The organism is Novosphingobium guangzhouense (assembly GCF_002896965.1).
Taxonomy (GTDB): Bacteria; Pseudomonadota; Alphaproteobacteria; order Sphingomonadales; family Sphingomonadaceae; genus Novosphingobium; species Novosphingobium guangzhouense.
Genome location: NZ_LYMM01000016.1, coordinates 1 through 797 on the forward strand (window position 1 = coordinate 1; position 797 = coordinate 797).

A 797-nucleotide genomic window follows, 5' to 3' on the forward strand; every position below is an offset into this window, starting at 1 on the left:
GTCACGGGAACACGCACAATGTCTGTCATCAACACCAATATCAGCGCGATCCGCGCTTCGAATGCTTCGAATTCGGCCAGCAAGGCTCTGGGCACGGCGATGGAGCGCCTGTCGACCGGCAAGCGCATTAACTCTGCCAAGGACGACGCGGCGGGTCTTGCGATCTCGACCTCGATGACCTCGCAGATCCGCGGCATGAGCCAGGGCATCCGCAACGCGAACGACGGTATCTCGCTGGCGCAGACCGCGGAAGGCACGCTGTCGGAAGTCGGCAACATGCTGCAGCGCGTTCGTGAACTGGCGATCCAGTCGGCTTCGGGCACCTATCAGTCTTCGGACCGCGCGGCGATGCAGCAGGAAGTTTCCGCGCTGACCACGCAGATCTCCGACTCTTTCACGCAGACCAAGTTCAACGGCAACACGCTGATCTCGACCACTTCGGGCACCGATCTGACCTTCGACATCCAGACCGGTTCGCAGGCCGGCCAGAAGGTCACGCTGACCTCGAAGGCGATCGACGGCACCAACATGACCGCCACCGCGCTTGACGTCACCGACGCGACCAAGGCTTCGACCACGCTGGCCAACGTCGACAAGGCGCTGGCGGACGTCAACGCGACCCGCGCTTCGCTGGGCGCCGGCCAGAACCGCCTGGAATCGGCGATCAACAACCTGACCAACACCACGACCAACCTGTCCGACGCCCGCAGCCGCATCGAGGACGCCGACTATTCGGCCGAAACCACCGCGATGGCCAAGGCACAGATCCTCAGCCAGGCATCCACCGCGATGCTCGC

General features: G+C 63.6%; 1 protein-coding gene. It reads left to right on the top strand.

Annotation, left to right across the window (positions count from 1 at the left end; all coding sequences use genetic code 11):
* Positions 1 to 18: 18 nt before the first annotated feature.
* Positions 19 to 797: flagellin N-terminal helical domain-containing protein (locus tag A8V01_RS04925; RefSeq protein WP_103094829.1), on the top strand; the 779-nt coding region annotated here is incomplete at its 3' end.